Origin of the sequence: Pseudoalteromonas sp. CnMc7-15, assembly GCF_022347925.1 — a bacterium.
Classification (GTDB): domain Bacteria; phylum Pseudomonadota; class Gammaproteobacteria; order Enterobacterales; family Alteromonadaceae; genus Pseudoalteromonas; species Pseudoalteromonas ruthenica.
The window spans coordinates 333,632-359,239 of record NZ_JAKRFT010000002.1 but is presented as its reverse complement, the minus strand read 5'-3'; the positions used below and the strand labels follow the sequence as shown (position 1 = coordinate 359,239).

The following is a 25,608-nucleotide window of genomic DNA, read 5'->3' as shown; positions in this document are numbered from 1 at the left end:
TCTTATTATTCGAGTGCCAGAAAAGGTAGTCAGTGTTTTCATACATTGTTACAAACTTGATAGCTTTTTCATTGCATTTTCATCAGTGATTTTTGATCATAAAAGAAAACGTCCACTTATAAGAGACAAATTCATGAAAAAGACATTAGCACTGAGTGCCCTGAGCCTTGCCGTACTGGCTGGTTGTAAAAGTACATCGACGCCTTCACAAAGCGAACTGACTCAGCAATTGATCCCGGAAAACTTAGTTGTGAGCCCTAACGACAAGCGGGCCTACGAGACACTGACGTTGGACAATGGCATTGATGTGGTGCTGGTTTCTGACCCCAGTGCGGAGAAATCTGCGGCGGCATTAAGCGTGGGCGTTGGGCTTTTGCACGACCCCATGTCGCAACAAGGCATGGCGCATTACCTCGAACATATGCTGTTTTTAGGCACTGAACGCTACCCCGATACCAAGGGCTACAGTGACTTTATGACCAAAAATGGCGGTGCTCATAACGCTTATACCTGGCTCGATATCACCAACTATATGTTCAAAGTGAATAACGATGCCTACGCAGAGGGGCTTGACCGTTTTAGTGACTTTTTCAAATCGCCAAAGCTGTACCCTGAGTACACTGATAAAGAGAAAAATGCGGTCAATGCCGAGTGGTCGATGCGCCGGGAAATGGACTTTTTCGGGCAGTTTAAACTCGCGCGTAAAATGATGGGTGAGCACCCAGCAAACCGCTTCCTGATTGGTAATTTAGAGACGTTGGGCGATAAAGAAGGGAGCTCATTACACCAAGAAACGGTTGATTTCTACAACCAGTATTACTCCGCGAATATAATGAAAGTGGCGATGATCTCCAATCGCCCACTCAATGAAATGCGCCAGCTAGCGAAGCAATATTTCGCCAATATCGAAAATAAAAACATTGAAGAGCCACAAGTGAAGGCTGAACTGGATTTTGATCAGGCTGGTGGCAAACGTATTTACTACAAGCCCAATGAAGATGTGAAACAGCTGAAGCTTGATTTCACGATTAAAAATAACATGGATAAGTTTGCCCTTAAACCGAACCGCTTTGTGGCCTACTTACTTAGCAATGAAATGCCAGGCTCTCCAGCGCAAATACTGCGTGATAAGGGCTGGGTCTCACAATTGAGTGCCAATGCATCAGCGAATATGTACGGCAATTATGGCGCGTTGTCAGTGGATATTGAACTGACAGATGCAGGGATGCAAAACCGCGAACAAATCGTTGCTACGATTATGCGTTACATTGAGCTTATCAAGGAAAATGGTGTTGATGAGAAGTACTTCGACGAAATTCGAACGTCGCTGAATAACCAGTTTCAGTTCTTAGAGAAAAGCGATGAATTTAGCTATGTTTCTTCGTTAACGCAAAGCATGCAGGATTATCCGCTCACCAACGCAATTAACGCGCCTTACTATTATGGTGAGTTTAATCCGCAGGCAGTGCAGGAGGTGCTGGCACAGCTTAACGGCGAGACCTTGCGAGTTTGGTATATTTCTCAGCAAGAGCAAACCGATAGCCAGCTGCACTTCTACGACGGCGAATACCGCATTGAAGATATCAGCAGCGAAGAGCAAGCAAGTTGGCAGCAAGCGAGCGAGTTTGCTTTGTCTCTACCCAGCGTTAATCGTCTGCTGCCACAGCATTTTGATATCAAAACTCGTGGCTACGCGGCGCAAACTAAACCGGTTGTGAGCTACGATAAAAACGGTATCAAGATTTGGCAGCAGCCGAGCCAACATTTTGCTGAGCAGCCTAAGGGGTTGGTCGAGGTGTATGTTAATTCACCAGCGCCACAAAACGATATGACTGCGAAGGTGTTAATGAGTTTGTGGGCCGATTTATACAATTTGTCGCAAACCGCGTTGGCAACCGAGGCCTCTATTGCTGGCATGTCGGTAGGCATGGACCCTGGTAACGGGTTTACTCTCACTGTCGGCGGGTTCACCGATAAACAGCCAGAATTATTACGTGAAGCGCTAAGCAACTTGCAGGTTGAAGTCGATGAACAAGCATTTAATCAAGCCGTAGACCGCTATGTACGAGCACTAAACAATGCGCAGCAGCAATTTCCTTTTTACCAAGCGTTTGATGAGTACTCCAACCTAGTTCGCTCTGGCAGTTACGACACCGAGGCTCTGATTGCCAAAGCGCAATCACTTACGGTCGCGGACTTAGAGCAATTGATGAACCAAGTGTTGACGCATAACACAGTGCGGGTATTTGCTTTTGGTAACTATGATCAAAGCAGTATTGACGTTATTGCCAAAAATATTACTCAGGCGCTGCCAACGCAAAAAGAAGATAGCCAGTATACGCGTTCTCAGTCTTGGCAACCTAAGCAGGGCGAAACCTATGTTGTTCATAAAGACATAGAGGTGGCTGATGTCGCTATTATTGACATGGTTTATCACCCGACCCCAGGTTATGCGCAAAAAGCAGCCGCTGCGGTATTACAAGGGCACTTCCGTACGGTGGCCTTTGATAAACTGCGCACTGAAGAGCAGCTGGCTTACGCCGTTGGTGCTATCGCCCGTCCACTTGAGGACTATGCCGCCATAGGGTTGTTTATTCAAACCCCGGTCAAAGGTCCGAAGGCAATGCAGGCCCGTTTTGATAGCTTCAAGCAACAATATCAACAAGAGCTTAATGAGATGGATGAGGCGACGTTTGCGCAACTTAAAAATGCCACTCTCGTGGCGCTCAAAGAGCAGCCAAAAAATCTAAAAGATGAACTTGGGCGTCTTATTACCGATTGGTATCGCGAACAGTTTGATTTCAACAGCCGTAGCCAACTGATTGCGGCGGTCGAGCAACTGACGCTTGCAGACATTCAAGCATTTTACCAGCAAACGATGATGAACCCAGAAGCCGCAAGGCTCAACGTGCAGCTTCGTGGCAGTAAATTTGCCGACAAGGACTTCGCTGATTTACCTGAGCAAACCAAGGTGGAATCGGTGGCTGACTTCCAAAAGCAAATCAGCTGGCAGCAGTAGTTGACTGGATAATAATGTGCAGAAAAGGCTCCCATGGGAGCCTTTTTTATGTGTTTGATTTAGCCTTGATTAAAGTGCTGAGGAAGGGCGTTAGCAATCTCTTTCAAGCTGGTTTGCCATGCTTTACTCAGGGCGGATGCCAAAGCAGCGTAGCCATCTTGTGCCAGCGGCTCGCTTTGGCTAAAGCGCGCCATACTGAGTACGTGTAATTTACCTTTCTCATCAACTCGAGATAAACGCCACAAGCCTGCTATTTCTGCATTGTTATCGAGGCCGCCGTTAAAATGGTCGATGTCGATATCGAGCTGATAAAACGATGACTGCAGCTGCTCGGCGTAGACATCAGCCCCTTTGACGACCAGCACTTGCTCTAATGTGGCCATTAGCTGCAACTGGGCGCTACTTTCGAGCATGAGTGCTGGGCTATCGGCCCAAAAATGGTAATTAGCGCTGTATATTTCTTGCGGTGAGCGTCGTACCACCATGGCACGGTTATTAAGGTTACCGCGTAAACTGATAGGGCTTAAACGCAATAGGTGTTGGGTCTGCTCATCGGTGCGTAGCAGATTGTTATTAAACAGCGCGCTATCTAATTGGTAGTAGCGTATATTGCTAGTTCGCGAGTCTGTGGCGCAGCCTTGTATCAGCAATGCCAGCATCAGTAATAAAATAAGTCGAACCATTAGTTATCACTCCTTGGCAGCGGATCAGCAGGCAGCTCTTTATCAAAGATCAGCATATTAGGTTGCTCCTTTAACCCTTTCGATAGGGGCTGCAGTTCATCCATTAGGCGCTGCATTTGCTCAAGTGAAGACTGCATTTGTTGATACATTTTCGAACCATTTTGGAAGCTCGCCATGGTCACCTCAAATTGCTCCATGCTTTGCTCAAATTGGCGCATACTTTGGCTAATATCAGCCATATCTTGGGTAAACTCTTTGGGCAGCGCTTTCATACTCGGGTCGCTCATGAACTGGCGCATATCCACAGCAAGCGTTTCATAACGGGCCATGGTGCTTTCAAACTGAGCCAAACTTTCTTCTATACGAAGGCCTTTAACCTTATTGAGTACATCATTAACTTGGTTGGCCAGCACCGTGATGCCGCTGGAGGTACTGGGGAAAACAGTGTAGTCGCCGCGTTGTGTTAAGCCGACCAATTCACTATCAGGATAGATATCAAAATCAACGTAAACGGCGCCAGTAAGCAGGTTGCCAGGCTTCAAAGAAGCTTTAAGTCCTTGTTGCAGGAGCTCATCAACATGGGATTGCCAAAACTCCCTCGCTTGTGTTGAGTCGCGGTACAAGCGCCCATACTCGATACGTATAAGTACCGGAACGGCATTGCTGGTATTGCTAAAGTGAGCAGGGCGACCATCAATCATAACCTCAGCCGGGACTTGCTCGACAGTGCCTATGCGCATACCCCTGTATTCGACCGGCGCACCCTCTCGTAGGCCGCGAATAGACTGCTCAAACTCAATGAGGTAGTGCTGGTAATCATAAAATCGCTGTTCTAGCGCAGCTTTATAGCTGTCACTTAGGCTAAAGGTGTGGTCTTGCTTGGCGACTGCTCCTGGAGGATCGCCCTCTGGGGTAGCCAGCGAAATACCGCCCTTTAGCATTTTCGCGATCGATCCTGTTTTGACGTTGATACCATCAGCGGATAGGTCAAATTCGAGTCCTGAATTAACCCAAAAGACCGTGTTCAACGTCACCAGGTTTTCGTACGGCGCATTAATAAATAAACCGTAACGCATCACTTGTTGTTGCCAATCAAAATTGGCAGTTTCGATTTGGCCGATTTTATACCCTTTAAAGTAAACCCCTGTGCCTACCTCAAGCACTTCAGCATCTCGGCTGATTAACTTGTAACGCCCGCCTTTGACATCATTGGCAATCAGTGCGGGCTCCTCTTGCAATTCAAAGCGCTCGGTGAGCTGTTTACTCTCGCCGGGGGCGAATTCTAAATAAACACCCGAAAATAAAGTACTAAAGCCGGTGACTCCACTTTCATCCACGCGCGGTTTGACCACCCATATTTTTGCATCTTCAGTGAGTAAGTTATCGTAGTGGTTATCGACTTGAGCTCGGGCGATAACATGGTCGCGGCTTGACGCCAATCGAATTGCATCGACAGTGCCTATTTTTACACTGCGAACTTTGATTTCTGTTTTACCGGCGACGATACCCTCAGCATGGGGCATTTTGATGTAAATAGTTTGCCCTTGTGAGAGTTGGTGTTGCAGTAACATCCAAGCACCAACAAACAAGGCGATGATAGGGATCAGCCAAATAGGGGACAGTTTAGGCGCCGTTTTAATGCGCGCAGTATTACTCATTCACGACTCTCTTCACTTTTTCAGGGGGATCCCAAATCAAACGTGGATCAAAAGCATGGGCCGCCATCATTTGGCAAATAACCATCGCTGCGAAACATAACGCGCCCAACCCGGGTTCGACCAGCATCAGGTTGCCTAGCTGTACTAAGGCTACCAAGATAGCAACAACAAATACATCAATCATCGACCATTTGCCAATAAATTCAGTAACCTGATATAGCCGAGTGTACACCATAGAGCGGCGACTGGCTTGGCGGTAAACCATCACGCACAAGGTCGCAAGCACCAATGCTTTAGCAAATGGCACCACCACACTGGCAAGGAAGATAATCGAAGCGATGGGGTATGAACCACTTTGCCACAACAGTATTACGCCGCCAATTAGCGTTGATGGCTCTCTGTCTCCCAAGCTGGTGGTATACATGATAGGCAGTACATTGGCAGGAATGTACAACAGTACCGACGTCACCAGCCAGGCAGCGGCCTTTTGTACACTTTGCATATTGCGATAATGCGTAGTGCTATGACAGCGTGGGCATAATTTGTCGTAGGTAAGTTGCTGGCAAACATGACAGGCGCGTAGGTTGACATCAATAGCCCTCACTCCTTGTGGAACGGCGACCTCTTTATGGGGGGCAATCTGTCGCCACAGTCGAGGACGGTTGACGTAAGATAGGGCACCTATATATGTCAGCACAAACCCGCCATAGGCCCAAAAGCTAATGCCAAAGGTAATGTCAGCCATAGACATTATTTTAACCATACTGACCAATACGCCGACGAGGAAAATCTCCGACATCACCCAGGTGTCCAATGCCAGAGTCAATTTCAGCAGCTTACGTCCCCAATGTTTTGGCAAGGTGCGCAAAAAACCCAAGTGTAAAGGCAGCAGTAACAACAGCATCACTAAGGGTAAGATAATGATACTGATATCAATAAATATCCCTAATAGGGTGCTGTCGTAGTTAAAAAGCATGCGTCCGGCATCAGGCAAGGTCATAGTTTGCGTGATGCCTCGACTGGAGAACGAAATAAAAGGGTAAAACACTGAGCTCAATAATAAAATAATGGCACTCAGGGTGAGGGCTACAACTTTAGGGTCGTTATTGACGTTGCTTGCATTTAAGCTCGAGTGACAGTGAGGGCACTGGGCAACTTGTTTGGCTTGTAGTCGCGGCACATCGACCACTAGATCACATTGCGGGCAGGCCAGTTGCATGTTTTCTCAAACTTTATCCAGTTAACTGCTAATGTTAGAGCATAGCGCTTATTTTATGTAATTCCTAGTGACTAAGGACGGGTTATGACAAGGGGTCTGGCAACGATGAACTGGCTAGCTATCAGTAAGGTAATGCTGTGTACGATGTTTATGTGCACAGCAAATGCTGCCAATAACCTCGACGATAACGCTGTGGAGCTCTCCGCCAGTGCTTACATCCCACCTTATGTATTTAAAGACGGACACCACGGGATTGAGATAGATATTATCAAACATGCTTTGGAAAAAGCGCAGCTTGGGCCATTAACTTTACACTTTTTAAGTAATCGCCGTGCCGAGGCGCAGTTACGCCAAGGTAAAATTAGCGGCGCGATTAATATTCCGAAAGAGTCAGGGCTCGAGGGCTATTACAGCGAGCCCTTATTGTATTTTGAGAATGTAGCTATTAGCTTAGCTGAGCATAACTTCAGCATTGAGCAGTTCAGTGACTTACATGGTAAAAGCATTCTTGCGTTTCAAAATGCCAAAAACTACCTTGGACCTGACTATACCAAGGCCATTACTAACGCCTTGAGTTATGATGAGGTAGTCAATCAGTATGCGCAAATAGACCATCTCATGAAGGGGTGGGTAGATGTGATTGTGCTGGAGAAGCGCATTTTTCAGTATTACTTACACACCTTTGCAATGAACCAGGGGCAACAGACAAAGCCAGTTACCATCCATGCGCTTTGGCCTCCTTCTCCCCGACACGTGGTATTTACTGATTCACAGCTGCGTGAGCGCTTCAACCAAGGTCTTGCAGAGCTAAAAAAAACACCGCGCTACAAGGCATTGCTTGCCAGCGCGCCATCGTATGCTCAGCGCCAATCAAGCAAATAAGGCCACAGTTTGTTTAGAGCGAGCAAGCACCTGCCCTGACTCAGAGTAAACAGTGGCGTCTTCATAAGCGTAGCCGTTATGTGCGGCGGTGGTGTGCACATGCAAGCCTAGCCATTGTGACGCTGCTAATTGAGGTAGCGTTAAACATTCTACATGCCAACTCATGCTACTTGCTGGTGCCGGTTGCTTAAATGCTTGTAATTGCGATGGTGGCCAACTGTCAATCAGGGCAATGACATGGGTCCAGTCGTACTGCTGCTGTTGTCCTTTAAAGCGCATCCAGCCTGTTAAGTCAGTGCGTTCGGCGCCGCTATAAGGCATATTGCCCTCGGTTAGGTTTAAGTCCACATGCTGAAAAAAGGCCGGCATAACATTCTCTACATAGGGTAAGCAGTTTTCTGCATCGGCGGCTTTTGGGACGGTGACAGCGGCCACTGGCACTTCAACCTCGGAGGCGCGGTCTTTGGCGAATAATCCTTGGACAGATAAACACACTTGTCCATGCTGCTCAATGGTTGCGCTGTATTGGTTAGAGCTTTTGCCTTCGCGTAAATGGTGGAAGGTCAGGGTAAAGGGGGTGTCTGGAGCAATGGGGCCAATAAATTGCGCACTAAACGATCGTAAAATACGATCGCGATCGCAATGTTTCAGCATGGATTGTAAGGCTAATGCGCAAGACAAGCCGCCAAAGGCTGTGCGCCCTTGTGTCCAAGAAGCAGGAAATTCGAGCGTTTGTTGGTTCTCGCCAGTCACGCTGGCCAATAGGGTATCAAAGGTCATCTGTCTCACCTTAATTGAACTTGTCAGACCAGTTTAACGGCAAATTTTTCCTTGGCGAGGGGGAAAATTGAAAAAAATGACAAAAAAACGAAATTTTTTTAATTATGACGCTTGAATTAACAAAAGCGGCCCCTATCTAGTAGTCATCGAACACGTTAACAGAATTTTGAAGTTGGAGAAGATTCATGGGTAAGATTATTGGAATCGACTTAGGTACTACTAACTCGTGTGTAGCAGTACTTGACGGTGATAAGCCACGCGTAATTGAGAACGCCGAGGGCGATCGCACGACTCCTTCTATTATCGCATTCACTGAAGACGGTGAAACGCTAGTAGGTCAGCCGGCGAAACGCCAAGCGGTAACCAACCCGACTAACACACTTTTTGCAATCAAGCGTTTAATTGGTCGTCGTTTTGAAGACGAAGAAGTACAACGCGATATCGGCATCATGCCGTTCAAGATTGTTAAAGCAGACAATGGCGACGCCTGGGTCGAAGCAAAAGGCGAAAAGCGTGCTGCTCCTCAGATTTCTGCCGAAGTCTTGAAGAAAATGAAGAAGACCGCCGAGGATTACCTAGGTGAAGAAGTCACAGGGGCTGTAATCACAGTGCCTGCATATTTCAACGATTCACAGCGTCAAGCAACAAAAGACGCAGGTCGTATCGCGGGTCTAGAAGTTAAGCGTATTATTAACGAGCCAACGGCCGCTGCGCTTGCTTATGGTATGGATAAGAAAAAAGGCGACAACGTGGTTGCTGTGTATGACCTCGGTGGTGGTACTTTTGATATCTCTATCATTGAAATCGACGAAGTAGAAGGCGAGCACACCTTCGAAGTACTGGCAACCAACGGTGACACGCACCTAGGTGGTGAGGACTTTGATAACCGCGTTATCAACTACTTGGTAGAAGAGTTCAAAAAAGAGCAAGGTATTGAGCTTAATAACGATCCGCTAGCGATGCAGCGTGTTAAAGAAGCCGCCGAGAAAGCTAAAATTGAGCTTTCAAGTGCACAGCAAACTGAGGTGAATCTACCTTATGTTACGGCTGATGCTAGCGGTCCTAAGCACATGAACGTGAAGCTGACTCGCGCTAAGCTTGAGTCATTAGTTGAAGACCTTGTTACTAAGTCTATCGAGCCATTGAAAAAAGCACTGGCGGATGCCGATTTATCGGTAGGTGATGTGAATGACATCATCCTAGTGGGTGGTCAGACACGTATGCCATTAGTGCAGAAAACGGTTACTGAGTTCTTCGGCAAAGAACCTCGCAAAGACGTAAACCCGGATGAAGCGGTAGCGATGGGTGCGGCAGTGCAAGGTGGTGTTCTTGCTGGTGACGTGAAAGACGTACTTCTGCTTGATGTTATTCCACTGTCTCTTGGTATCGAAACCATGGGCCAAGTGATGACCGCATTGATCGAGAAAAACACGACCATTCCAACGAAGAAGTCGCAAACTTTCTCAACAGCGGAAGATAACCAAAATGCAGTAACAATTCATGTACTGCAAGGTGAGCGTAAGCGCTCTGCCGACAACAAGTCGCTTGGTCAGTTCAACCTTGAGGGTATTCGTCCAGCGCGTCGCGGCGAGCCGCAAATCGAAGTCACTTTCGATGTTGATGCCGATGGTATCTTACATGTGTCAGCAAAAGATAAAGACACAGGTAAAGAGCAAAAAATCACTATCCAAGCTTCTTCAGGTCTAAGCGATGATGAAGTAGAAAAAATGGTACGTGATGCCGAGGCAAACGCTGAGGAAGATAAAAAGTTCGAAGAGTTAGTAACTGCACGTAACCAAGCAGATGCTTTAGTACACGGTACGCGTAAGCAAATCGAAGAAGCGGGTGATGATTTACCGGCAGAAGATAAAACAGCTATCGAAAGTGCGCTAACGGAACTTGAAACTGCGATTAAGGGTGAAAGCAAAGAAGAAATCGATGCGAAAACCCAAGCGCTTGCTGAGAAGTCACAAAAGCTAATGGAAATCGCGCAAGCGAAAGCCCAACAGCAAGGTGGCGCTGATGCCGGTGCACAGCAGCAATCACAAGCAAAGCAAGACGACGATGTTGTTGACGCTGAGTTTGAAGAAGTGAAAGACGAGAATAAATAAGTCTTGAACTTTGTAAGGGCGCGCTGGCGAAATCGCTTGACGCGCCCTTAGTGTATGTAGATTTTAGGAATAAGGGTTGCCATGGCTAAGGCTCAACGGTAAACCCTTTTTCACTTTGCAGCCTTGCTGCATTTATTAACAGTAGTGGTAGATATGTCAAAACGCGATTATTACGAAGTCCTTGGCGTAGCAAAGGACGCCAGTGACCGAGATATTAAAAAGGCTTATAAGCGCCTGGCGATGAAATATCACCCGGATCGTACTGCCGGCGATAAAGAGCTTGAAAATAAGTTCAAAGAAGTCAAAGAAGCCTATGAAGTCCTCGGTGATGAGCAAAAACGCCAAACCTATGATCAGTTCGGCCATGCAGCATTTGAACAAGGCGGCGGTGGCGGCCACGGCGGCTTTGGCGGTGGCGCAGGCGATTTTGGTGACATCTTCGGGGATGTCTTTGGAGACATCTTTGGCGGCGGTCGTCGTCAGTCACGTCAACAACGTGGCGCCGATTTACGTTACAACATGGACTTAAGCCTAGAAGAGGCGGTGCGCGGTAAAGACGTCGAAATCAAAGTGCCTACTTGGGTGGCCTGTGAGCCTTGTGATGGCTCAGGTGCCAAACCAGGCTCAAAACCGAAAACCTGTCATACTTGTCATGGTGCAGGGCAGGTACAAATGCGCCAAGGTTTCTTCGCAGTGCAACAGACGTGTCCAACTTGTCAGGGGACAGGGCAAATTATTTCCGACCCTTGTGATAGTTGTCATGGTCAAGGCCGCGTAGAGCGCACCAAAACATTGTCGGTGAAAATTCCCCCGGGTGTGGATACTGGCGATCGTATTCGTCTTGCTGGCGAAGGTGAGGCCGGTGCTCATGGTGCGCCTGCAGGCGATCTCTATGTACAAGTGAGTGTACGCGAACACCCTATCTTTGTTCGCGACGGCAACAATCTGTACTGTGAAGTACCTATCGGTTTTACCACAGCAGCGTTAGGCGGTGAGATTGAAGTACCAACGCTAGATGGTCGTGCTAAGCTGAAAATCCCAGCAGAGTCGCAAACTGGAAAGATGTTCCGTATGCGTGGTAAAGGGGTCAAGTCAGTGCGCTCCGGTTCAGTCGGTGATTTAATTTGTAAGGTGGTGATTGAAACGCCAGTGAACCTCAACAGTGAGCAACGCGAGCTACTTGAGCAGTTAGAAAGCAGCTTGGGCAAAGACAGCTCAAAATACCGCCCGAAGGAGAAAGGTTTCTTCGACGGGGTGAAAAAGTTCTTTGATGACTTAACCAAGTAAGGGTGAGCTCGTTAAAGTAAAAAAAGCGCCTTAAGGCGCTTTTTTTGTATCTAATTGAGCAGCAATGCTTGTTCTGTAACGTCTGAGCAACGACACAACTGCACATCTTCTTGGTATCTCACCTCGTGTACGGATGGCGCGCTACGCGTTAGTTGCTCGCAGCGTGCTGCACATTGACGTTGATGCTGCCAGTAATCGTACTCACCTGAAATCAGCCACGTAAGGAGTACCGCCACGACCGCTAAGCTGGCAAGGCGGATATTTCGACTCAGCATTGTCTCTCACCCACTCGCTCGTATACCTTCACTAACCTTAGTACACAACCAGCGTTGAGAGCGAACTTTATCCCGTAACTAGGTGCTGCTCTGGATTGTAAATGCGGCTAATGGGTGTGAGGTGCTTAAGGAAACATGCACCTTATCGCCAGGGCGCACTAGCATTTCATGGCTCACGCGGCTGGTCACCGTGGTTTTGCAGGGTAGTTCAATCGCGCACAGTCTGCTGCCGCCTTCAAACCTGACCCAAGTAACAACACCATTGCTGTTGTTTGCATCTTGCGCTAATAACACATCGTCTGGGCGCAGCAACACATCTACTTCCGCTGCGCTGTCGTCAATGCCTACTACTGGCGCTATTCCTATCGCGGTACTGGCTTGGTGGTGTTGATGTTGTCCGCGAATAAAACTTGCTTCGCCCAAAAATCGTGCGACAAAGCGATTGCTAGGCATGCTGAAGCATTTTTCTGGGCTATCAATCTGTTGAATTTTACCATCGCGGAGCACCCCGACGCGGTCACCCACAGAGAGTGCTTCTTCTTGGTCGTGGGTCACCCAAATAGCGGGCACGCCGGCTTCTTTCAAAGCGTTGCGAATATCCCAGCGCAGCGTGTCTTTGAGCGCTGCATCTAGGTTTGATAAGGGTTCATCCAGTAGCACAAAATCCGGTTGATGCGCCAAAGTGCGAGCCAGGGCAACACGCTGTTTTTGGCCGCCGGAGAGGGTGGCAGGCTTTTTATCGCGAAATGCCTGAAGGCCAAGTAAGTCAATCCAATGATCGGCCAAGGTGTGGTCTTTTAAACGAAAGCAAATATTTTGCTGCACATTTAAGTGTGGGAACAGCGCAAAGTCTTGGAATACCATACCTACGCTGCGTTTTTCAGGAGGCACCGTTTGCGTGGGGGTAGCGCGCCACTTGCCAACATCGATTTGCCCCTCACTGATGGGAATAAGCCCGGCGAGGGCCTGTAAAATCGTGCTTTTTCCACAGCCTGTGGGGCCTACGAGCATCAAAATTTCGCTTTTATCAAGGGCCAGGTCGAGTTCACTGACAACGCGATTGCTACCGTAATCGATAGACAGCTTACTTACAGATAGCATGTTTAGGTTTCCTCTTCACGTTTAACTACTGCGTTTCTCGCCTGAAAGCATAATAGCGAGGCCGCCGGCGGAGATCACTACTAGAAGTAGCCCTGGAATTGCTGCGCGACCAAAATATCCGGCCTCATACACTCGCCATAGGTAGGTAGACAGGGTCTCAAAGCCAGTTGGACCAAGCAATAAAGTTGCTTCGAGCTCGCGCATAGACTCTAAAAATACCAGTGCAGCACCAGCGACAATGCCGCGTGCAGTCAGGGGCAAAGTCACGCGCATAAAGGCCTCCCTCGGAGAAGCACCTAATACCCGTGCGGATTTGACTAAACTGCCATCCAAATGTTCAGTGCTGGTACGAATGCTACCTACGGCTAAAGGGAGAAAGCGCAGTACATAGGCAATCACTAATAAGGCGAGGGTTTGATAGAGCAGGGGTAATTGCAGGCCACCATAAACCAATGCTGTGCCCATAACAATTCCGGGAATACCAAAACCAAAGTAGGTGACGCGCTCCATAATACGCCCGGCTTTGCCGGTCAGTGCCGCATGGGCAACGGGGATGGCGACAATCACGGCGGTGAGCGCGGCTATAATCGACGCATACGCCGAGTTCCAGGCGATATTTATGTCAAAATCGGCAACGCCATCACGGGCGAGCCAAAGCATAAAAATAGCCAAAGGCAAACCAATAGCAAGCATCAGAATAGGTGTGAAAATGGTAAATAACCCCATTAACTGCAAGCGACTGGGGAACAGTATAAGCGCACGACCATGGCGCTCGGTGGCGGTTTTTATTTGTGATTCTAAAAACAATAAAAAACCAACAATGCACATTAACTGTAATGACAGCATTGCTGCTCGGTTTAGGCCAAAGGCATTGTATTCAACGTAGATAACGCGGGTGAAGGTATCCAGGCGCATCATCGCTGGGGTGCCAAAATCGGATAAGGTATACAACGCGACCAGTAGCGAGCCGGCGGCGATACCATTGACCACGCGCGGTAAAATCACCTTAAAAATACTGCCGGTCATGGACATTCCTAAAGTGCGCGCAGCGTTGACCATACTGGCATCTAAGCTTAATAGCGACGAGCGGGTGGTCATCATCACAAAAGGAAAGGTATAAAGGGTCATCACTATCGCTGCGCCGCTGAGACCATACATAGGCGCGGTGGTCAGGCCAAACAACCCTTCTATTTCGCCACCAGGACCGAATGCGGCATACAAGGTAAATGCACCGATATAACTCGGGATAGCGAGGGGAGCCGCAAAAAGCACTAACCAGAATTTTTTCAGTGGTAAGTGCACATAAGCGCTTATAAACGCCAAAGGCACGCCGATGAGGATGGAGCCCAACACGGTCAATGCCATTAGCGCTAAGGTGTTGCCGAGAATCTCGAGATTATGACTGTCAAATAGGGTGTTAGCGTCACTTGCTAAGCTCAGCAGCACATACACAGGGGTTAGGGCAACTAGCGCCGCGAGCAGCGCTAGAGGGTAAGACGCAGGTAGGCGCATTACAACACACCGCTGGCGCGCATTAAATCGAGAGTCGGTCGCAAATCTGCTAGTTGCGTTAAGTCTACTTTGGGTGGTGAAATACTAGCCAGTGGCGGCAACCCTTGTGGCTGCGAAACACCGCTTATAAGCGGAATTTCATAGGCTTCCTGGGCGAGATAACTTTGCACTTCGGCGCTTAGTAAGTAGCGCATAAAGTTCACTGCTAATGGGTCTTCGCTCAGAGCCAAAATACCAGAGGCATTGACTAAACAGCCAGCATCATTATTGGTAAAGGCTAACGCTAAATTGGCATCGGGCTTACCGGATTTCAACCTTAAGGTGTAATAATGGTTGGCAAAACCAATATCTACCTCACCGCGTTCAACAGCCATCACTACGCCCAGTTCGCCAGCATAGGATTTGGCGCGTTTTTGCACCTTCTTTAACCATTTAGCGGTTTTGTCATCACCTTCTATGAGGCGCATGGCCGTGACAAATGATTGGAACGAAGCGTAAGCGGGCGCCCAACCGATGCTCAAGTCGCTCTCGGCAATATCCATAATATCTGTTGGGATCTGCTCAACACTTAGGCGCTCAGTGTTGTAGGGTAAAGTGCGAACCCTGCCAGTCACCGGAGCCCAACCAGGGTAACGGAATTGGGGCTGAAGCTGGGCAGACAGATCATCAGGTAGGGGGTGAGCTAAGCCTGCATCGGTGACCAGACCTATAGCGCCAGAGTCGACGGCCCAGAACAAATCGGCGCGCTGCACGCCCATTTTGGCCTCGGCTACAATAGTATTTGCCAAAGCGGCAGTCGGACCACGACGGATCCCAAGCTCTAGTTTGGGGTTTTTGTCTTGGATGGCTTGTAACACGTTTTCATACAGGCCTCCTTCACCGCGACCAAGGTAAAGCGTCAGCTTCCCCTCTAAACGCGGTAACTGATCAACAGAAACAGGACTGGCTGTGGTCGCGGCAAATGCACGTGACAGAGGCAGCGGCAAGGCACCAGCCACCCCTAACGCAGCTAGGCCTTGAATAAAGGTCCTACGCTTCACTTAAAATACATCCTTACGTGCTTTTTCGGCTTTCTCAATCAACGCCTTAGCGCGGTCTAATTTTGTTTGCATATCAATGACAACGTTGCGCACCGCATCAACGCCTTTATCATCAGCGATGGCTTTAGGCAGCGTAACGTTAAAATCTTTTTCTAGTACTTCAACGAGGTTAGCGTCTTGCTCAATCAGCGTGCCCTCTACGCCTTCAAAAAGGTGCAAGTAGGTATCGTGGACAATGCTGGTCGCTTCTTCATTAAGACGCTCTGCGTATTTGGCAACGACGCGGTCCAGTTTGTGCTTGATTTCAACAATGGTCGCACTTTGGGTCATGGACTCCGTTGCTGTGGTTTTAACGCTCTCAAGCAAGCCTTTTTGTTGGTACTGCGCGGCAAGTTTAACAGCCCCAAGACCCTGCCACAAGGCTGCATTCATGGCTTGTTGTTGGGTACGCACGTTGCTGCTAGGTTCGCCATTATCAATGGCCATTTTTACACCGTACAAACCTTGCCAAATCGAGGCATAAACCGGCACATAATTAGTTTCAATGGCACTGTGGAACTTAACCGATTCCCAGTATTCAATGAGCTCATCACTGTTTACTGACTTCTTGCCTTGCTGTTCATATTTGCCGACTAGGGTATCAACCTTGCCAACCATCCATTCAACTTCTTCTGAATAGTCTTTTAAGTTTTCCTGTAGGTGATTTACGTGCTCACCGATTGGGCCGTTTGCAAAGGCAGGTTGAGTGGCTAAGGCAGAGGCTAGAACAAGGCCAAGGCCCGCAAGTTTTATAGAGTGTGACCATGTTTTCATAATTAGATTACCGAAAAGTATAAGTGTAAATGATAGCTATTATCATATCCCTCGAGGCTCACTTAATCAATACGCAGACAACCCCTTATGAGTGATTTCATGACATCCTAACGAAGCTTTTATGAAACTTAGATTAAAGTTACACAGAATTAACATAAGAGCCTTGTTATCATATAGTTAGCTAGGTTCTGAAACATAGACAAAGAGCTAACCCCGCAGTATGCTTTAAGTTACAGATGATAGAGATACGGATACACTATGACCCCCGCTGTGACCCTATTGGAAAAGCACAAACACGCATACGAGTTGCTCAGTTTTAGCCATGACCCTCAAGCTGACAATTACGGCCAGGAAGTCGTTGCCAAGCTCTCTCTAGATTGTGAAAGCGTGTTCAAAACCTTGGTTCTTAAAACCGCGAATAATGACTATGTTGTCGCCATTACGACAGTCAATCGCACGGTCGATACCAAAGCGCTGGCAAAATTAGTGGGGTGTAAAAAGGTGGCGATGGCCAGTGCGAGTGAAGTTGAGCGCATTACCGGCTATGTGCTTGGGGGAGTCAGCCCATTTGCGCAAAAAAAGCGCTTGCCGACCTTTGTTTATCAAAGTGCACAACAACAGCCGCGTATTTATGTCAGCGCAGGCAAGCGGGGCGTTGAGCTGGCAATTGCACCTGATGTGTTAGTACAGTTACTCCCAGTAAAATTCGGTGCCTTCTAGCACCGGCTCTGTGCCTTTTCCTTATCTTAACTACCCGAGCTTTTGGGTATTGTTTTGATTTACAGCCCGCCTGCCTTTTTTGTCTCAGCCGATACCAAGATAAATAACAAAAAATTCAGCGTACAACTGTGCGCTTAAAGCCATTTAATTTCAATGTGTTAATTGCACCAACTTAAACGGGAATTGAAATTTCTGTTAAAAAACTGGTTGGACCAATTGATCTGTTTGTATTTTTATGCCGTAATAGTGGGTAAATTAACTGGTCTGATGAGTTGGTTATGAGCTTACGTACTAAATTGAAAAAAATCCTTCCGAGTATTTCTGTTACCGAGCAAGAGGCGCTAGACGCTGGTGATGTTTGGTTAGAGGGCTCGATTTACCGGGGTAAACCTGACTTTGCTGCCCTGCGCGATGTGCCAGCGGCAACCTTGAGTGCCGAAGAGCAGGCATTCCTCGACGGCCCAGTGGCACAATTGCTAGAGATGATTGACGAGACCGAAATCCAATCGGGTAATCATCTCCCTGAGCATATTCTAGAATTTCTTAAAAAAGAGCGCTTTTTCTCGTTAATCATCCCGAAAAAGTTTGGCGGTTTAGAGTTCAGCCCATATGCAAACTCTACCATCGTTGCGACAATCTCAACGAAATCCTCGGCGGTGGCAGTGACAGTCATGGTGCCTAACTCTCTAGGCCCAGGTGAGTTACTGCTTCACTACGGCACTGACGAGCAACAAAATCACTATTTACCACGCCTAGCTGATGGCCGCGACATTCCTTGCTTCGCGCTAACTAGCCCTGAGGCCGGCTCTGACGCCGGTGGTATCCCAGACATTGGTGTGGTTAAAGAGGGTGAGTTTGAGGGTAAGAAAGTATTAGGTCTTGAGGTCACTTGGGATAAACGTTATATCACCTTAGCCCCTATCGCGACTGTACTGGGTTTGGCGTTCAAAGTAGTAGACCCTGATGGCCTACTCGGTGGCAAAGAAAACCTAGGTATCACTTGTGCGCTTATTCCTCATGACCACCCTGGCGTGCAATTAGGTAACCGTCACGACCCGATGGGCGTGCGTTTTTATAATGGCACGACACGCGGCGAGAAAGTCTTTATCCCGATGGAGTTCATCATCGGCGGACAACAGAATATTGGTCGTGGTTGGCAAATGCTGGTGAGCTGTTTAGGCGCAGGGCGCGGTATTTCACTACCTGCACTGGGCGTATCTGTATCACAAGTATCCTTTAAAGGCGCCGCAGAATACGCCGCTGTGCGTGAGCAATTCGGCTTGGCTATTGGCCAATTTGAGGGTATCCAGGAAAAACTCGCGGATATTGCCGGTAAAACTTACTTACAAGAAGCCATGCGAGTGCTGACCACCGAAGGACTTGGCATGGGCTTGAAGCCATCAGTGGTAACCGCTATTGCCAAATACCACATGACTGAAATTGGTCGCGATGTGCTTAATTCAGCAATGGATATTCAGGCCGGTAAAGCGATTCAACGCGGCCCGCAAAACACCCTAGCTAGCGGCTTTGTGGCGCAGCCTATCGCTATCACCGTTGAAGGCGCAAACATTTTGACGCGTAACCTGATGATCTTTGGTCAAGGTGTAATGCGTTGTCACCCGTATCTGCAAAACATGGTTGAGGCGATTCACTCACAGGAAAAAGATGCCGACGCGACGTTCAATCGCATCTTGCGCAAAACTGTGGGTTACAGCACAGCAAACGCACTTCGTGCATTTAAGCACGGCATGCTCCCGTTCACTGCGTCAAGTCAGTCAAACTTGCCAGAGGTGCGTGAATATGAAAAAGCGGTACATAAGCTATCCTCTCGTTTAGCGGTATACGCCGATTTCTCGCTATTGGTGTTAGGTGGCAAGCTTAAGCAAGCAGAAATGTTGTCAGCGCGTTTAGGTGATGTGATGAGCTACATGTATGCAGCTATGGCATCCATTAAATACTATGAGCAAAAAGTCAGTGCTGAGGATAGAGAGCAAGCGGCTCCTTACTTCCACTATGCAACTCGTTGGGCGTTGCAGCAGGCGGAAAAGGCATTGCATGCATTCTTGGATAACTTCCCTGCGTCTGGTACGCGTAAGTTCATGCGCTTTTTGACATGGCAGTATGGCTACAAAATGCCTGCTATCGGCGACGAGTTGGTACGTGAGCTGGCGAAGCAAGCACAGCTTGATACCAATATTAAAGCGCAACTGACGCATCTCGTTAAGCCAACGCCAGGTGATGGCCATGACATTAATGAGCAAGCTTACAAAGCAAAACTGGCTAACCTAGACAGCCTAGCGAAAGTGCGCAAGGCTATTAAGTCGAAGCAGATCCGCTCAGGCGTACGCTTTAGCGAAACTCTCGACAACGCGTTAGCGGCAAGCGTTATTGACGCGCAGCAGTACGCGTCACTTATTGACTATAACAACAAGCGTGAGCTGGCTATTCGTGTTGATGAGTTTGATTACGATATGAACTTATTAACTCCTAATGGTGAGCGCGCCGATGGCGAAACCACGACGTTGCGTAATGCTAGTTAACTGATAGATGCCAACGCATCACACAAGCCCTTGAGCTCCGGCCAAGGGCTTTTTTGATCTTCTCCCATCTATGGTGCGTATTTGTTTGCGGAGGTAAGTATGATCACCTTATTCTATGATGCGCAATGTCCGCTGTGTGTGGCGGAAATGAGGAAATTAAAAAAAGCGGATATGCAAGATGAAGTTCAGCTCGTTGATATTCACGATAGTCAAACCATGGCCGCTTATCCGCAGGTGCAATTCAGCGCCGCTAATCGTATTTTGCATGCCGTGGACGAGCAGGGGCAACTGTACCTCGGTTTAGATGCCACGGTGCGAGTGTGGCGACAAGTCGGCAAGATGCGATGGCTGGCTGTTTTACGCTGGCCGGTCATTAAATGGTTTGCGGATATTGCGTACCGACTCTTCGCTCGTTATCGCCTCCCTGTTTCTCGGCTATTAATGCCTAGTCAGTGTGCGAATAACCAATGTCGCAATCCCAAGTCATGAAACAGGCGTTGATCATCGGCGCTTCAAGCGCAATTGCGAAAGCCCTTATTGAAGACCTTGAACAGCAACAGGTGAAGGTTACATCAGTTTCGCGCAGTAGCCTTGAGCGCAGCCCGCATTACCTCGTTGATTATGATGATGAGGCTATTAATGAGTGGGTGAAGGAGCTCAACGGGCAGCGATTTGACTATATCTACATCTGCAATGGCGTTTTGCATGGCCAAGGCGTGGCCCCAGAAAAATCCTTATCGGCTTTTAATGAACAGCAATTCAGTGAGGTGATAAGAGCCAACACCCTTGTTCCCATGTTGTGGCTTAAGCATACACCGGTATTAGTCCCTCGTAATGAACCGTCTGTGGTAACCATTTTTAGCGCCCGAGTTGGCAGCATTAGCGATAACCGATTGGGAGGTTGGTACAGTTATCGGGCCTCCAAGGCGGCGCTGAATATGTTAGTGAAAACCGCTTCTGTGGAGGTGCGACGCACCCACAAACAAGCAAAGTTCGTGCTGTTTCATCCTGGCACCACGGATACACCACTATCTAAACCTTTTCAAAAAAATGTTCCCGAGCACAAACTGTTTACGCCTACTTTTGTGGCTCAGCGGCTGCGTGAGCTCACTTTGGAAACGCAGGACTTACCTGAGTGTGGCTACTTTGATTGGGACAAATCTGCTATTCAATTTTAATTATAAAGAGCGTTTTTATGCATTTTAGTAAACACGACATTGAGCAGATGCCATCGCGGTATCGCGCTCATTTTATTAACTCTTTGTCCGGCTATAAAAGTGCCAATTTAGTGGGCACTGCAGATCATCAAGGGCGGCATAATCTTGCCATTGTCAGCTCAGTGGTACACCTAGGGGCGCAGCCCCCGCTGGTGGGGATGATCATGCGCCCTGACGTGGTCGAGCGCCACACTCTGGCCAATATTCGGGAAACCGGTTGGTACACCTTGAACCAAGTTCACCAATCCTTTTGGCAGCAGGCGCATCAAACATCGGCCAAATACCCAGCAGGTGAGAGTGAGTTCTCAGCCACTGGCCTCACTGCCGAATTTATTGCTGATTGCCCCGCGCCCAGTGTGGCCGAGAGTCAGCTTTGTTATAGCGTAAAGCTGCTAAGCGAGCAGCCAATAGAGTACAACGGTACCATCATGTTGATCGGTGAAATCGAACAGGTGGTACTTAAGCAGCCGGCCTTGTTTGAAGATGGCCATATCGACCTCAACAGCTTGCAAACGGTCGCGGTGGCGGGGTTAGATGGCTATCATGTGGGTCACGCTCTGGGGCGCTTACATTACGCCCAGCCAGACAGTGAACCGACAGTACTTGAGGCGAAGTGTAAAGGGGATTGACAGGGCGCTTGTGTCCTGTCGATGCATCGGTACAATAGCGACTCAAAAGACAAGAGATGTAACTATGTTGCCATTACTAACGCGCTTTAGCGCCCTTATTTTATTTACTTTGCCATGTTTGTCCCAGGCTCAATCTCAGCAGGTCGACCTTGAAGCGGTGATGAAAAACATGGGCCATAGCTACAAACAAGCAATGAAGGCGCAGCAACCGACAATCATGAGTAATGCTCTGAAGGACCTGAAAGAGCGTGTACAAGAGGCCAAACGAGCGCGCTTCTCAAAAGCAGCAGAGCAATCACAACAGGGGTTGGATAAGGTGCTTGAGCGTATAGCCTCGGCTGAACAACAACTTTCTCAGGGGCAACTTGAGGCTGCCCGTGAAACTCTCAAAGACATCGATATGCTGCGTAAAAAGTATCATGAGTTGCATGAACCGCCAGGCTTCTGGGAGCTATTGTTCGGCTAACGATTAATACTCGTTTTTAAGGGCAGCGCGATGCTAAGCATTGCGCGAGGTTGGATAAAGTGAAATCTAACGGTTGCGCTGCAGTTTTGCTAAACCGAGTAAAGTCGATATCCCCTAGTCCCTTATTGTGCAACGCATTAATAAGGGGCGTAAATTGCGGATCATTGGCGGCGAATATTGGGTAATTGGCATCAGAGCCGAAGGGCCGCTCAAGTATATGGGCGTCGTAAAGAGCAATAAGCGCAGCGGCTCCGAGCAGTACATGCCCGCCGACAGATACATCTGCACTGACATTGCTTGGGACCTTGTCCCAATTGATACCGCCGATAACAGGCTGCGTCTCTCCCCGAGCATTACGGGCAGCACGCACAACACCGTTGGCGATGGGGTCATTGGCCGCCCACACCATATTAATTTCTTTGAACCGGGCTAAGGCTCGGATACTTTTTCGAAACCCTTCCTCTTGAGACCAATTAGCGACATCGCTGTGTACTAACTTAATATCGTGGTGCTGGCGTAAGAAAAGTTCTAAGCCATGCTTGCGGCTGATTGCCGAGTCAGTGCTGTAATCTCCATGCAGAGCTAATAAGTTGAGGGTTGTGCCATGAGCAAAGCGCGACTTCGCAATGTGGTATAAAGCATTTGCCAACTGATAGCCTGCGTCGAAGTTATTGGGGGCAAGATAACCAATGAACCATTGTGGTTTAGTTTCTAATACCTCGTCATCTGGGGCGTTAAATATAAACAAAATAGGCTTGGTGATTTCGGGAGAGCCATTGAGCCACTGTGTTACCGCCTTCTTTTCGTCAACCACAACAAGGTAGTCGGCATCACTGCTCATTGCTTGGCGTAGCTGCGACTTCATTAAGATGTGGTTTCGGTTGGCGTAACTCACCGTCAATTCGATATTTAAATCTTCTGCGACGCTGTTCATGGCAGAGCTCACATCACGCCAAAACAAACCCGTGGCATTATTAAATTGATGACCGGGATTCACAAAGTAGACTTTTAGCGCTGGTGATGCAGTTTGCGCCTCGACTTGGGGGCTGTTAAAGGCGAGGGCGATATAACAGAGCAGTGTAAACAGAAGATACTTCATTGTGACCATGCAATAGCGGAAGAGATTTAAGTGTATGCATAGGGCCACAAACAGTAAAGTTTAGACTGGTACGTAAACAGTCAATTGGCTATTTACGCACCACTTTTACATTATTTGCGCTTTTTGCCGCCTTTTCCTTGCACTGCTTTAAAGCGAGGGTTGGATTTGCAAATAACGAATACGCGGCCGCGACGTTTTACCACTTGCGTACCGGGGCGACTCTTGGCGCTTTTTAACGAGCTCAATACTTTCATTTTCTTGCTCCTAAGCCTTTAAAACGACGGTTAAACTGAGCTATACGGCCATCTTTACCTACGGCTTTTTGTTTGCCGGTGTAGAAGGGGTGAGACGCACTAGAGATATCAATAGCGACGTAAGGGTAGGAAACGCCATCAAGGGTTACGGTTCTGTCAGTGTGAATGGTTGAACCAATCACAAAGTATTGATCAGCTGATGTATCATGAAAGGCCACTTTTTGGTAGCGAGGGTGAATATTAGGTTTCATAGCAATACCTCCTTAATTATGTGATAACATATCATTTGGTTAAGGTTGTTGCAACTAATTCTCATTTGTTTGACGAGAATCTGTTTGCCGTGCCTATTACAACGCGCAGGCCAGAAGCCATGCACAGTGATGTTTAGCATTGAAGAGCTGTTTTAGTAGAGGCGGGTGCGTTATGTTGCACCCTCATTAGCAAATAAACAGGGCTGAGCGCGCCAAGTTATATAAAGGCGTACTGACCTGATGCTAATACTTGTAAGCACGTGATGTAGCACAGCCACTCTACACTTTTACTGATAAATCGTACTTCATGGTCAATTTATCCAGGTAGCGAGCACGCAAAGACTGGTCATATTCATGGCTTGGCGGCTGAATCAACACTTTGGAAAACTGCTTCATAACAGGGTGTAACTGTTGACGTTGGGTTTTGTCTAGAGCGTGAACAGTGAGTCCCTCAGTAATCGTATCAATGCTATAACGCAATGCATCCATTTGCATGATTTCTTCTATTTGCCCATTGCGAGTTTGTGTGCCGAATTGACCAGTGAGAAATTGCTGCCAAAGGTGGGTGAGGCGCTCGTCAAAGTCTTCGGTATAACTCTCATCAATGAATACGCCGTCTTGTTGCAAGTTTTGTAACGCCCCCTGCGCACGTTGAGCAAACAGAATAAATGCCGTGCTAGCACTTTCAATATCGGACTTTTGCAGCTGTCTGCCCCAATCTTGCATGGCTACGGGATAATACTGCCAAAATACTTGGCAGGGAAAGATCCCTTGGTAAGAGTGGCACTGAATACTGTTCTCAAGGCTATAGCTGGCCTGAGGAAATATACGTAAGTGTTGCCAGTGTTGTAATTGTTCTTGCTCGATACCGAGCAGCTGACACAAAGACTCTTCGCGATAGTAGAACTGTTCAAGGTAGTCGAGTAGATGCATTGGTAAATCAGTTAACTGTACATATGTACAGTTATTGTGGTTCAAATGCAATTCAGATGCAAGGCGTATAATTTGTTAGCATAAACACGTCTATCAGTCATAGACATCTGCCATTGCGGCGATGGATATGATTAAATGTTGCTATAAAAGAATAAATGAGATTATTTCTATGTCTATGCGCTCAATGGAAAAAATACGCCAAGCTCGTGTGATCACGGCGATAAAGACGCCTTATACACAAACGGGTGAGGTATGCTTATCCACCTTTGATAAACTAGTTGAAAGACAAATCGCCGCTGGCGTTGATGGTATTGTGGTCGGCGGTACTACGGGTGAAGGTCAACTGATGAATTGGGAAGAGCACCTGATGCTTATTGCCCACAGTGTTTCGCAGTTTGCTGATAAGTTATTGATAGTCGGAAATACTGGCAGTAACAACACCCGCGAAGCGATTAAAGCAACCACCTATGGGTTCGCAAAAGGGATGCATGCATCGTTGCAGATTAATCCTTATTATGGACGTACCTCAGAGGCGGGTTTGAAAGAGCACTTTAGCCGCCTTCTTGATATTGGCCCAGCGTTTATTTACAACGTACCTGGGCGTACGGGTCAGGATTTGACTCCTGATATTATGACTCCGCTTGCAGAGCATAAAAACTTTGTCGGCGTTAAGGAGTGCGGTGGCAATGAACGTATTGCCGCCTACGAGCGCCAGGGCATTGCTTGCTGGTCAGGCAACGACGACGAAGCGCATGATGCAATCCATGAGTTTGACGCCCACGGTGTGATTTCAGTAACAACCAACCTGATACCTGAGTTATTTTGTGATTTGATGCGCACACCACAACCGCAGCGCAATGAGGAGCTTAAGCCGCTCATGCAGTGGCTGTTTTGTGAACCCAACCCGGTTGCTATCAATACCGCGTTGGCGATGACGGCAGCGGTTAAACCGGTGTTTAGACTTCCATATGTGCCACTGAGCGAGCAGCAGCAAGCCCAAGGTAAGGCGCTCATGGCGCAATTGCAACGCGGTGAGCTAGTTGGCGACGCGCAGCCGGAAATGATAGATAAACAAGCCGTCGTCTATATCTAAAGCAACCACGCCCAAAGTTAGAGTGC

24 protein-coding genes are annotated in these 25,608 nt (G+C 48.0%); 11 read left to right on the top strand and 13 right to left on the bottom strand.

From position 1 onward, the window contains the following. Positions 1–133 precede the first annotated feature (133 nt). Complete coding sequence (locus tag MHM95_RS05410; RefSeq protein ID WP_239384594.1) at positions 134–3,019, top strand: insulinase family protein; 2,886 nt, start codon at positions 134–136, stop codon at positions 3,017–3,019. Between the two features lie 59 nt (positions 3,020–3,078). Here the strand turns inward: MHM95_RS05410 and MHM95_RS05405 are convergent, their stop codons facing one another. From MHM95_RS05405 to MHM95_RS05395, 3 genes are read right to left on the bottom strand one after another with little or no spacing between them, the layout of a single operon-like run. Then, the gene (locus MHM95_RS05405) at positions 3,079–3,702 is read right to left on the bottom strand and encodes a PqiC family protein (protein ID WP_239384593.1); all 624 of its coding nucleotides are present in this window, start codon (positions 3,700–3,702) and stop codon (positions 3,079–3,081) included. After that, positions 3,702–5,360, bottom strand: coding sequence for an intermembrane transport protein PqiB (gene pqiB / locus MHM95_RS05400; RefSeq protein WP_022945195.1), 1,659 nt, complete (start codon positions 5,358–5,360; stop codon positions 3,702–3,704). Before pqiB ends, MHM95_RS05405 begins: the two co-directional genes overlap by 1 nt. Next, positions 5,353–6,579: a PqiA/YebS family transporter subunit gene (locus MHM95_RS05395; RefSeq protein ID WP_022945194.1), complete on the bottom strand. Its 1,227-nt coding sequence runs from the start codon at positions 6,577–6,579 to the stop codon at positions 5,353–5,355. The genes pqiB and MHM95_RS05395 overlap by 8 nt, the downstream gene beginning before the upstream one ends. A gap of 84 nt (positions 6,580–6,663) precedes the next feature. On the opposite strand from MHM95_RS05395, the gene MHM95_RS05390 reads away from it, so the two are divergent. Next, on the top strand, positions 6,664–7,461 hold the full coding sequence (locus MHM95_RS05390) for a transporter substrate-binding domain-containing protein (RefSeq protein WP_151174137.1): 798 nt from the start codon (positions 6,664–6,666) through the stop codon (positions 7,459–7,461). Here the strand turns inward: MHM95_RS05390 and MHM95_RS05385 are convergent. Next, the gene (locus tag MHM95_RS05385; RefSeq protein ID WP_239384592.1) at positions 7,450–8,241 is read right to left on the bottom strand and encodes a thioesterase family protein; all 792 of its coding nucleotides are present in this window, start codon (positions 8,239–8,241) and stop codon (positions 7,450–7,452) included. The genes MHM95_RS05390 and MHM95_RS05385 overlap by 12 nt on opposite strands. A gap of 185 nt (positions 8,242–8,426) precedes the next feature. On the opposite strand from MHM95_RS05385, the gene dnaK reads away from it, so the two are divergent. Together dnaK and dnaJ are read left to right on the top strand one after the other, a co-directional pair. Further along, a complete protein-coding gene (dnaK, locus tag MHM95_RS05380) occupies positions 8,427–10,352 on the top strand; it encodes a molecular chaperone DnaK (protein ID WP_022945191.1) in 1,926 nt (641 codons plus the stop codon). Positions 10,353–10,505: 153 nt separating this feature from the next. Next, entirely contained in the window at positions 10,506–11,639 is a 1,134-nt protein-coding gene (gene dnaJ / locus MHM95_RS05375) for a molecular chaperone DnaJ (RefSeq protein ID WP_022945190.1), read from the top strand. 50 nt (positions 11,640–11,689) lie between these two features. Here dnaJ and MHM95_RS05370 read toward each other — a convergent pair whose 3' ends face one another. The 5 genes from MHM95_RS05370 to MHM95_RS05350 form a co-directional block, all read right to left on the bottom strand. After that, the gene (locus MHM95_RS05370; RefSeq protein WP_045979904.1) at positions 11,690–11,914 is read right to left on the bottom strand and encodes a hypothetical protein; all 225 of its coding nucleotides are present in this window, start codon (positions 11,912–11,914) and stop codon (positions 11,690–11,692) included. Between the two features lie 78 nt (positions 11,915–11,992). Beyond that, positions 11,993–13,015 (bottom strand): ABC transporter ATP-binding protein, encoded by a 1,023-nt coding sequence (locus MHM95_RS05365; RefSeq protein ID WP_152441653.1) that lies wholly within the window; start codon positions 13,013–13,015, stop codon positions 11,993–11,995. A 21-nt stretch (positions 13,016–13,036) separates the two neighbouring features. Then, positions 13,037–14,527: an iron ABC transporter permease gene (locus tag MHM95_RS05360; RefSeq protein WP_045979906.1), complete on the bottom strand. Its 1,491-nt coding sequence runs from the start codon at positions 14,525–14,527 to the stop codon at positions 13,037–13,039. Beyond that, complete coding sequence (locus MHM95_RS05355) at positions 14,527–15,567, bottom strand: ABC transporter substrate-binding protein (RefSeq protein WP_239384591.1); 1,041 nt, start codon at positions 15,565–15,567, stop codon at positions 14,527–14,529. Before MHM95_RS05355 ends, MHM95_RS05360 begins: the two co-directional genes overlap by 1 nt. After that, a complete protein-coding gene (locus MHM95_RS05350) occupies positions 15,568–16,380 on the bottom strand; it encodes a hypothetical protein (protein WP_239384590.1) in 813 nt (270 codons plus the stop codon). A 258-nt stretch (positions 16,381–16,638) separates the two neighbouring features. Here MHM95_RS05350 and ybaK point away from each other — a divergent pair, with 258 nt between their 5' ends. The 6 genes from ybaK to MHM95_RS05320 all read left to right on the top strand — a co-directional run bounded on the left by ybaK (position 16,639) and on the right by MHM95_RS05320 (position 21,952). Beyond that, complete coding sequence (gene ybaK, locus MHM95_RS05345) at positions 16,639–17,100, top strand: Cys-tRNA(Pro) deacylase (RefSeq protein WP_022945184.1); 462 nt, start codon at positions 16,639–16,641, stop codon at positions 17,098–17,100. A gap of 278 nt (positions 17,101–17,378) precedes the next feature. Then, positions 17,379–19,640 (top strand): acyl-CoA dehydrogenase, encoded by a 2,262-nt coding sequence (locus MHM95_RS05340; RefSeq protein WP_022945183.1) that lies wholly within the window; start codon positions 17,379–17,381, stop codon positions 19,638–19,640. A 99-nt stretch (positions 19,641–19,739) separates the two neighbouring features. After that, positions 19,740–20,129, top strand: a complete 390-nt coding sequence (locus MHM95_RS05335) for a DUF393 domain-containing protein (RefSeq protein WP_239384589.1) — start codon at positions 19,740–19,742, stop codon at positions 20,127–20,129. Further along, positions 20,108–20,818: an SDR family NAD(P)-dependent oxidoreductase gene (locus tag MHM95_RS05330; RefSeq protein ID WP_239384588.1), complete on the top strand. Its 711-nt coding sequence runs from the start codon at positions 20,108–20,110 to the stop codon at positions 20,816–20,818. Before MHM95_RS05335 ends, MHM95_RS05330 begins: the two co-directional genes overlap by 22 nt. 17 nt (positions 20,819–20,835) lie before the next feature. Further along, positions 20,836–21,486 (top strand): flavin reductase, encoded by a 651-nt coding sequence (locus MHM95_RS05325; RefSeq protein ID WP_138587449.1) that lies wholly within the window; start codon positions 20,836–20,838, stop codon positions 21,484–21,486. A gap of 64 nt (positions 21,487–21,550) precedes the next feature. Continuing rightward, on the top strand, positions 21,551–21,952 hold the full coding sequence (locus MHM95_RS05320; RefSeq protein WP_239384587.1) for a cytochrome b562: 402 nt from the start codon (positions 21,551–21,553) through the stop codon (positions 21,950–21,952). A gap of 16 nt (positions 21,953–21,968) precedes the next feature. Here the strand turns inward: MHM95_RS05320 and MHM95_RS05315 are convergent, their stop codons facing one another. The 4 genes from MHM95_RS05315 to MHM95_RS05300 form a co-directional block, all read right to left on the bottom strand. Further along, positions 21,969–23,051, bottom strand: coding sequence for a substrate-binding domain-containing protein (locus MHM95_RS05315; protein ID WP_239384586.1), 1,083 nt, complete (start codon positions 23,049–23,051; stop codon positions 21,969–21,971). A gap of 110 nt (positions 23,052–23,161) precedes the next feature. Beyond that, positions 23,162–23,305, bottom strand: coding sequence for a type B 50S ribosomal protein L36 (gene ykgO / locus MHM95_RS05310; protein ID WP_022945177.1), 144 nt, complete (start codon positions 23,303–23,305; stop codon positions 23,162–23,164). Continuing rightward, complete coding sequence (locus tag MHM95_RS05305; RefSeq protein WP_022945176.1) at positions 23,302–23,556, bottom strand: type B 50S ribosomal protein L31; 255 nt, start codon at positions 23,554–23,556, stop codon at positions 23,302–23,304. The genes ykgO and MHM95_RS05305 overlap by 4 nt, the downstream gene beginning before the upstream one ends. Positions 23,557–23,835: 279 nt before the next feature. Then, complete coding sequence (locus MHM95_RS05300) at positions 23,836–24,489, bottom strand: DUF6058 family natural product biosynthesis protein (protein WP_239384585.1); 654 nt, start codon at positions 24,487–24,489, stop codon at positions 23,836–23,838. Between the two features lie 175 nt (positions 24,490–24,664). Here MHM95_RS05300 and dapA point away from each other — a divergent pair, with 175 nt between their 5' ends. Next, entirely contained in the window at positions 24,665–25,582 is a 918-nt protein-coding gene (gene dapA / locus MHM95_RS05295) for a 4-hydroxy-tetrahydrodipicolinate synthase (RefSeq protein ID WP_239384925.1), read from the top strand. Positions 25,583–25,608 lie beyond the last annotated feature (26 nt).